The organism is Sporichthya brevicatena, from assembly GCF_039525035.1.
In the GTDB taxonomy this organism is placed as follows: Bacteria; Actinomycetota; Actinomycetes; order Sporichthyales; family Sporichthyaceae; genus Sporichthya; species Sporichthya brevicatena.
Genome location: NZ_BAAAHE010000009.1, coordinates 19,417 through 27,465 on the forward strand (window position 1 = coordinate 19,417; position 8,049 = coordinate 27,465).

Annotated in this window: 7 protein-coding genes; 3 read left to right on the forward strand and 4 right to left on the reverse strand. The window is 70.6% G+C overall.

The genetic code is table 11. The annotated features are described in order from the left end of the window. Nucleotides 1–15: 15 nt before the first annotated feature. The gene (locus ABD401_RS06830) at nt 16–1,848 is read right to left on the reverse strand and encodes a phosphoenolpyruvate carboxykinase (GTP) (RefSeq protein WP_344602963.1); all 1,833 of its coding nucleotides are present in this window, start codon (nt 1,846–1,848) and stop codon (nt 16–18) included. 296 nt (nt 1,849–2,144) lie between these two features. Next, nucleotides 2,145–3,032, reverse strand: coding sequence for a serine/threonine-protein kinase (locus ABD401_RS06835; protein ID WP_344602965.1), 888 nt, complete (start codon nt 3,030–3,032; stop codon nt 2,145–2,147). A gap of 105 nt (nt 3,033–3,137) precedes the next feature. Here ABD401_RS06835 and ABD401_RS06840 point away from each other — a divergent pair, with 105 nt between their 5' ends. The 3 genes from ABD401_RS06840 to ABD401_RS06850 all read left to right on the forward strand — a co-directional run bounded on the left by ABD401_RS06840 (nt 3,138) and on the right by ABD401_RS06850 (nt 5,696). Next, a complete protein-coding gene (locus ABD401_RS06840; RefSeq protein ID WP_344602967.1) occupies nt 3,138–3,533 on the forward strand; it encodes a hypothetical protein in 396 nt (131 codons plus the stop codon). Nucleotides 3,534–3,630: 97 nt separating this feature from the next. Then, the gene (locus ABD401_RS06845; protein ID WP_344602969.1) at nt 3,631–5,031 is read left to right on the forward strand and encodes a sensor histidine kinase; all 1,401 of its coding nucleotides are present in this window, start codon (nt 3,631–3,633) and stop codon (nt 5,029–5,031) included. Further along, complete coding sequence (locus tag ABD401_RS06850; protein ID WP_344602971.1) at nt 5,028–5,696, forward strand: response regulator transcription factor; 669 nt, start codon at nt 5,028–5,030, stop codon at nt 5,694–5,696. Before ABD401_RS06845 ends, ABD401_RS06850 begins: the two co-directional genes overlap by 4 nt. A gap of 2 nt (nt 5,697–5,698) precedes the next feature. Here ABD401_RS06850 and ABD401_RS06855 read toward each other — a convergent pair whose 3' ends face one another. Together ABD401_RS06855 and ABD401_RS06860 are read right to left on the reverse strand one after the other, a co-directional pair. Continuing rightward, nucleotides 5,699–6,085: a hypothetical protein gene (locus ABD401_RS06855; protein WP_344602973.1), complete on the reverse strand. Its 387-nt coding sequence runs from the start codon at nt 6,083–6,085 to the stop codon at nt 5,699–5,701. A gap of 178 nt (nt 6,086–6,263) precedes the next feature. Beyond that, nucleotides 6,264–7,922, reverse strand: coding sequence for a fumarate hydratase (locus ABD401_RS06860; RefSeq protein ID WP_344602975.1), 1,659 nt, complete (start codon nt 7,920–7,922; stop codon nt 6,264–6,266). Between the last annotated feature and the right edge of the window lie 127 nt (nt 7,923–8,049).

The following is an 8,049-nucleotide window of genomic DNA, read 5'->3' on the forward strand; positions in this document are numbered from 1 at the left end:
TTCGGACGCAAGGAATCACTTGGCGGCGTCGAGGGCGGCGGCGACGCGGCGGTGGGCCTCCCAGATCTCCTCGGGGAGCCCGTCGAACTGCTTCAGGTGCTCCTCGCGGAAGCCCATCTCCTGACGCCAACGGGCGACGTCGATGGAGAGGATCCGGTCGAGGTCCTCGGGGGTGACCTGGACGCCGGTGAGGTCGAGCTCGTCCTTCTTCGGCAGGATGCCGACCGGGGTCTCGACGCCGGAGACCTCGCCGTTCTTGAGCTGCATGAGCCACAGGAGCGGACGGAGGTTGTCGCGGTAGCCCGGCCACAGGAAGCGGCCGTCCTCGCCACGCTGGAACCAGTTCACGTGGGCGAAGATCGGCTTGTCCTTCGCAGCGCCGACGATCTTCAGCCAGTGCGCGGCGTAGGCCGCCTCCGGGTACGACATGAACGGACGCATCGACATCGGGTCGTAGCGGAGCTGACCGTCGACGCCCTCGGCGGCGAAGGTGGCCTCGGCGCCCAGGGTCAGGCCGTCGTAGACGCCCTCGGCGAGGTCGGTGATCGCGCGGATCAGCGGCTCGCGGTCACGGGTGCGGCCACCGAAGATGATCGCGTCGATCGGGACGCCCTGGGGCTCCTCGAAGTCGGAGGCGATGTTCGGGACCTTCGACAGCGTCGTGGTGAACCGGCTGTTCGGGTGCGCCCACGGCTCGGTGTTGCCCGGCTCGCGGTCCGCGATCGGGTTGCCCTTCCAGTCCAGCCAGCCGTCGACCGGGGACGGCGGGTTCTTGGTGCGGCCCTCCCACCAGACCTCCTGGGTCTGCGGGTTGTAGGCGACGTTGGTGAAGATCGCGCCGCTGCCCGGCTGGATCGAGCCCAGCGCGGTCGGGTTCGTCGTCTCGTTCGTGTCCTTGGCGACGCCGAAGACACCGAACTCCGGGTTCATCGCGTAGAGCTTGCCGTCCTCGCCGACCCACAGCCACGCGATGTCGTCGCCGTAGAACTCGACGTGGTAGCGGTCGCCGAGGTCGTCCGGCGCCAGCATCATCGCGAGGTTGGTCTTGCCCGACGCCGACGGGAAGCCACCGCAGATGTGGTACTTGCGGCCGGTCTGCTTGTCGGTGATGCCGATGAGCATGAACTGCTCGGAGAGGAACTGACCCGACGCCCAGCCGTCGTAGGCGGCCTGACGCAGACCGTGGGCGATCTTGCCGAGCAGGGCGTTGCCGCCGTAGGACGAGCCGAAGTGCAGGATCGTCCGCTCGTCGGCGACGGTGACGAAGTAGCGCTTGTCGTCCGGGGTGCCCTGGCCGAGGTTCGGCAGGTCGCCGGTGACGTGGACGGCGCGGACGAAGCTGTTCGGGTCCTGCAGGTTCTCGATGTACTCCACGCCAACGCGCGCCATGCGAATCATGTGCAGCACGACGGGGCGGTTGTCGGTGACCTGCACGCCGGCGGCGAAGCGCTCGAGCGGCGAGGCCGGCTGCGACATCAGGTAGGGGATGACGTACATCGTCTTGCCGGCCATGGCGCCGCGCATGTTCTCCTTCTGGAGCGCGGTCATCTCGGCGGCGGGACGCCAGTTGTTGTACGTGCCGGCGTCGGCGGGGTTGTTGGTGGCGACGATCGTGCGCTCCTCGGAGCGCGCCGTGTCCTTGAAGTAGCTGCGGGAGTAGTAAAGGCCCTCACCCGCGGGCAGCAGCTCGCCCGCTTCGAGGGCCTCGGAGATCAGGCGCGCGTCGTCGGCGGCGGAGACGACCTCGACGCGCTCCGCGCCGGTGTGCTCCGCCCAGTACTTCACATACTCACGAACGTGCTGGTTCTTGAGGCCGGCCGCGTCCAGCGCCGCCTCGACATCTGCCACCGTGTTAGCCACCGGATGTTCAGCCCTCTCGAAAGCTGTCGGCTCACGCCGCCGCGCCCTGCGTCATCACAGGCGGCGGGATCGTGCGTCAGGCTAGGAGACGGCGCCGCTTGTTTCGGAGCCGGGTCCGCGGTTGCACTCCTGAGTCGCGGACTCAGTTGCCGGACGATCACCCCGGGTGAGTTCACGCCAGGACCACGTCGGCAGAAACCGGCGACAACGGTGGTGCGCCGGTCGGAACACAACACTACCGTCACCGATCCGGTCTCTCGACCGCAAGATTTCCGGTGTTCGCGTTATTTACGCCGGACGGGGACAAGGTTCTTGCGTCCGCGGCCCCGATCCCGGCTCTTCGGGAGGAAACCGGCGAGCACCGGACGCGGCAGCGCGGCCACCAGCGGCTCGACGCGGTCGGCCAACTCGGCGGGCCGAGGGCGGGCGGCCGGGTCGGGGTCGAGGCAGGACAGGACGTGCCCGGCGAGCACCGGCGGCACCGAGCGGGGGAGCGGCTCCGGGCGGTCCCGGCGCGGGGGCCGTCCGGTCAGCGCGGCGTACATCGTGGCGCCCAGACCCCAGACGTCCGCCGGCGGGCCGACGGGCGTCTCGGGCGTCGGGTCGCACTGCTCCGGGGCCATGTAGGCGTCGGTGCCGATCGCCTGCCGGAGGGTGGCCGCCTCGCCGACCGAGCGCGCGATCGAGAGGTCGATGAGCCGCGGCGGCGCACCCATCACGACGTTGGACGGCTTCACGTCCAGGTGCACCACGTCGACGGCCTGCAGGTAGTGCAGGACCGAGCAGAGCTCCAGGCACAGCGGCAGGGCCTGCTCCAACGGGAGCGGACCGTACCTGCGGACGAGCGTGGACAGGCGCGGCCCGTCCAGGTGCTCCAGGACCAGGTGGGGGCGTGGGCCGTCCGGCACGGTCGCGAACGCCCGCACCAGCGACGGGTGCGCGAGCCGCGTCGCCATCTCCGCCTCGCGGGCCAGCGCCTCGAGCGTGCGGGGGTCGTCGACCTGGTCGGGCCGGACGACCTTCGCGACCACCGCGGAGTGCAGCGTCTCGTCGAAGGCGAGGTACGCCTCGAACCGGGACCCGCCGCCGAGCCGGCGCACCGCGGTGCGGCCGGGGACGATCTCGTCCCCGGGCTCGAAGTCCCAGGAGTCGGTGCGGTTGCCGTGTGTCATGCCCTGAGCGTGACCCCTCGTCATGGGAGCGGCATGAGGCGTCGATGAGAGGGTTCTCATCCGGCGCTCATTCCCCTCTCCCCGCCGCACGGGAGGATGACGATCATGCGTTGGGGATTCCCGCTGGCCGCCGCCGGCGCCGCGGCCGCCGTCACCGGCGTGCTGGTGTGGGCGGTCTCCGGCATCGACGAGCCCGAGATCCCCGACATCGGCGCCCCGATCGTCCTCCAGGCCCCGGACCCCGCCGCCTCGCCGGACGCGCCGGACCCCAGCGACCCGGCGTCCACACCGACCCCGCGCCCCGTCGCGACCCCGTCGCTGACGCCTGCCGCCTCCGGTCCGCAGCAGGTCCGCGTCCCGGTCTGCCCGGCTGAGGCGGACGACGACCCGGACGACCCGGACGACGACGATCCCGACGACGATCCCGACGATCCCGACGATCCCGACGATCCCGACGACGACGACGAGTTCGACGACGACGACTGCGACGACGATGACTGACCCCACCAACCCCGCCCGTCCCACCGGGGGTGACACCCCTCCGGAGGCGGGAGTGGCGGTTGGGGCAGGGCGGTCGCCGTCGGTCCGGGTCCGGATCGTGGCGTGGGCGGTGGCGCTCTCGACGCTCGCGCTCGCCGGCGCGGGGGCGGCGTTCTACCTGATCGAGCGGGCGCGGGTGGATCAGCGGATCGCCGAGACGATCGTCCAGGAGATCTCCGAGTTCGACGCGTTCGCGGCCACCGCCGTCGACCCCAGGACCGGGGCCCCGTACACCGACCCCGCCCGGCTGATGCAGGGCGCGCTCGGCCACAACGTCCCCGACGAGCACCAGGCGCTGATCGCGTTCGTCGGAGGCCGGCCCGCCTACGTGCAGGGCGCCGGGGTGGACCAGCTCACCCGCTCGCCGGAGTTCGTCGCACTGGTCGGGAGTCTGACCCGCGGCGGGACCGGGACGACGGAGGTCGACGGCCAGCGGATCCGCTACGCGGTGCGGGCGGTGCTGCCCGCCGGGACGGACGAGACCCGCCGCGGCGCCTTCGTCGTCGCGACGTTCGCCGACCGGGAGCGGGCCGAGCTCCGCGAGGTGCTGCGCAGCTACGTGCTCGTCGCCCTCGTCGCGTTGTTCGTCGTCGCGGTCGGGGCGTGGTCGGTGTCGGGCCGGCTGCTGCGGCCGCTGCGCGACCTGCGCCGCACCGCCGACCAGATCTCCTCCAGCGACCTGACGCGTCGTATCGAGGTCACCGGCACCGACGACATCTCCGACCTCGCCCGCACGTTCAACGCGATGCTCGACCGCCTGCAGACGGCCTTCGCCGCGCAGCGCCGGTTCCTCGACGACGCGGGGCACGAGCTGCGGACGCCGATCACGATCGTCCGCGGCCACCTCGAACTGCTCGACGCCGGCGACCCTGCCGACGTCGCCTCGACCCGCGACCTCGTCCTGGACGAGCTCGACCGGATGAGCCGGCTGGTGGACGACCTCGTCGTCCTCGCCCGTGCGGAGCGCCCCGACTTCCTCCGGCCGGTCCCCGTCGACGTCGGCTCGCTCACCGACGACCTGCTCGACAAGGCCCGCGGTCTCGGCGACCGCGCCTGGCGGATCGACGCCCGTGCCGAGGCGCAGATCGACGCCGACCCGCAACGTCTCAGCCAGGCCGTGCTGCAGCTGGCCGCCAACGCGGTCCGTCACACCGAGCCCGGGCAAGTCGTCGCGCTCGGCTCCGCGGCCGACGCGAGCGGAGTACGCCTCTGGGTCCGTGACGAGGGCCCCGGTGTCCCCGAGGCGGACGCGGCGCGGATCTTCGAACGCTTCGAGCGCGGCGCGAACCCGAGCCGTGAGGGTGCCGGACTGGGCCTGTCCATCGTGCGTGCGATCGCCGGCGCGCACAGCGGGTCCGTCCGGCTCGACTCCCGGCCCGGAGCCGGCGCGACGTTCACGATCGAGATCCCGGCCGCGGTCGCGGTCGAGGCCGACCCGGTGGAGGTGGAGGTCCCGTGAGCCGGATCCTGGTCGCGGAGGACGAGGACCGCATCTCCGCCTTCGTCGCGAAGGGCCTCAAGGCCAACGGGTTCACGGTCACCGTGGTGGGCGACGGCCTCAGCGCGCTCGGACACGCCCTGACCGGCGAGTTCGACCTGCTGGTCCTCGACATCGGCCTGCCGGAGCTCGACGGCTTCACCGTCCTGCGGCGGCTGCGGGAGAAGCGCTCGTCGATCCCGGTCATCATGCTGACGGCGCGGAGCTCGATCGACGACACCGTCGCCGGCCTCGAGGGCGGGGCGGACGACTACATGGCCAAACCGTTCCGGTTCGAGGAGTTGCTCGCGCGGATCCGGCTGCGGCTGCGCGAGGAGCGCGGTCCCGAGGTGACCCAGCTGCGGCTCGGGGAGCTCGTGCTCGACCTGCGCACCCGGCGTGCGTCCGTCGACGGACGCAGTGTCGATCTGACGGCCCGTGAGTTCCTCCTCGCGGAGGTGTTGCTCCGGCACCCGGGCCAGGTGCTCTCCCGGGAGCAGTTGCTCTCCCGGGTGTGGGGCTTCGACTTCGACGCCCAGTCCAACGTCGTCGACGTCTACGTGCGTTACCTGCGGCGCAAGCTCGGGGCCGACCGCATCGAGACCGTGCGGGGGATGGGCTACCGCGCGGTCGACCCCGACGCCTGAGCTCAGCCCGCGAGCGTGCGGGTGTTGTCGCGGGTGTTGTCGCGGGTGTTGTCCCGGGTGTTGTCCCGGGTGTTGTCCCGGGTGTTGTCCCGAGTGTTGTCCCGAGTGTTGTCCCGAGTGTTGTCCGTGACGTCGTTGCGGGTGTTGTCGTCCCGGGTGTTGTCGGTGACGTCGTTGCGGGTGTTGGTGGGCCCGGTCAGGTCGTCGGTGAGGTCGTCGGGGCCGTTGTCGTCGTCGACGTCGTCGACCGTGACGACCTGCCCGGCGACCTCTTCACGCTTGGCGGCCTTCTCGTCGCCGGCGGACGCGATCGCTGCGCCGACGCCGAGCGTGCCGATCGTGACGGCCGCGGACAGCACGACGATGCCGGTTTTGACGGGAACTCGCATGGGTGGTGCACCTCCGTGTCGTCGCCCGCCTGCTGCGGGCGTCTGACATCGAGAGTGCGCGCCGGGGATGGGACTCCCGTGAGGCGCAGATGAGGGCTCTCTCATCCCGTGTGAAAAAAGGGTGACACCCCTTACTGCGCAGTAAGGGGTGTCACCCTTTTTTGACAGGACGGACGGGTCAGCTGCGGACGCCGAGGGAGATCGGAACCGCGGTGTCGGCGGGGGCGAAGAAGTCGTTGCCCTTGTCGTCGACGACGATGAACGCGGGGAAGTCCTCGATCTCGATCCGCCAGACCGCTTCCATACCGAGCTCGGGGTACTCGAGGACCTCGACCTTGCGGATGCAGTCCTGGGCGAGGCGGGCGGCGGGGCCGCCGATCGAGCCGAGGTAGAACCCGCCGTGCTTGGCGCAGGCCTCGGTGACCTGCTTCGAGCGGTTGCCCTTGGCCAGCATGATTCGCGAGCCGCCGGCCGCCTGGAACTGGTCGACGTAGGAGTCCATGCGGCCCGCGGTGGTCGGGCCGAACGAGCCGGTCGCGTAGCCCTCGGGGGTCTTGGCCGGGCCGGCGTAGTAGACGGCGTTGTCGCGCAGGTAGTCCGGCATCGGCTCACCGGCGTCCAGGCGTTCCTTGATCTTGGCGTGCGCGATGTCGCGGGCCACGACCAGCGAGCCGGTCAGCGACAGGCGCGTCTTGACCGGGTACTTCGTCAGCTCGGCGAGGATTTCCGGCATCGGCCGGTTCAGGTCGATCTTCACGACGGTGTCGTCCAACTGCTCCTCCGTCACGTCCGGGAGGAAGCGGGCCGGGTCACGCTCGAGCTGCTCGAGGTAGATGCCCGACGGCGTGATCTTGCCGAGCGCCTGGCGGTCGGCGGAGCAGGAGACCGCGATCGCGACCGGGCAGGACGCCCCGTGGCGGGGGAGCCGGATGACGCGGACGTCGTGGCAGAAGTACTTGCCGCCGAACTGGGCGCCGATGCCGGTGGCGCGGGTCAGTTCGAGGACCTTCTCCTCAAACTCGACGTCGCGGAAGCCGTGCGCGCCCATCGAGCCCGACGTCGGCAGCGTGTCGAGGTACTTGGCGGAGGCGTACTTCGCGGTCTTGAGCGCGAACTCCGCGCTGGTGCCGCCGATGACGATCGCGAGGTGGTACGGCGGGCAGGCGGCGGTCCCGAGCGAGCGGATCTTCTCGTCCAGGAACTTGAGCATGGACTTCTCGTTCAGGACGGCCTTGGTCTCCTGGTACAGGTAGCTCTTGTTCGCCGAGCCGCCGCCCTTGGCCATGAACAGGAACTTGTACTGCTGGCCGTGCGCCGGGTCGTCGTCGGCGTAGAGCTCGATCTGCGCCGGCAGGTTGGAGCCGGTGTTCTTCTCCTCCCACAGCGTCAGCGGTGCGAGCTGGGAGTAGCGCAGGTTGAGCTTCGTGTACGCGTCGTAGACGCCACGGGAGATCGCCTCGCCGTCACCGCCCCCGGTCAGGATGCGCTCGCCACGCTTGCCCATGACGATCGCGGTGCCGGTGTCCTGGCACATCGGCAGGACACCGGCCGAGGCGATGTTCGCGTTCTTCAACAGGTCGCGGGCGACGAACTTGTCGTTGCCCGAGGCCTCGGGGTCGTCGAGAATCCGCCGCAGCTGCGCCAGGTGGGCCGGGCGCAGGTAGTGGGCGATGTCGTGCATCGCCTCCGCGGTCAGCAGCTGCAGCGCCTCCGGCGCCACCCGCAGGAACTCGGTCCCGCCGAGGTCGACGACCTCGACGCCCTCTGTGCTGAGGAGCCGGTACTCCGTCGGGTCGGCGCCGATCGGCAGCAGGTCGGAGTACACGAACTCAGGCATGAAGATCTCCAGGCGGTGGGCAGCCCCGCCAGGATAAAAGTGCCCCCGACCTGCGGAGAAATCGGCTAGGACTCTCCTGAATAATCCGCGCGGCGGTCGCGCGGTGGCTTGAGCCCGCTCGAGATGA

What these genes read in the sequence shown, in the direction of transcription:
- ABD401_RS06835 (WP_344602965.1), bottom strand. Translation starts at nt 3,032, where the DNA reads ATGACACACGGCAACCGCACCGACTCCTGGGACTTCGAGCCCGGGGAC.
- ABD401_RS06840 (WP_344602967.1), top strand. Translation starts at nt 3,138, where the DNA reads ATGCGTTGGGGATTCCCGCTGGCCGCCGCCGGCGCCGCGGCCGCCGTC.
- ABD401_RS06855 (WP_344602973.1), bottom strand. Translation starts at nt 6,085, where the DNA reads ATGCGAGTTCCCGTCAAAACCGGCATCGTCGTGCTGTCCGCGGCCGTC.
- ABD401_RS06860 (WP_344602975.1), bottom strand. Translation starts at nt 7,922, where the DNA reads ATGCCTGAGTTCGTGTACTCCGACCTGCTGCCGATCGGCGCCGACCCG.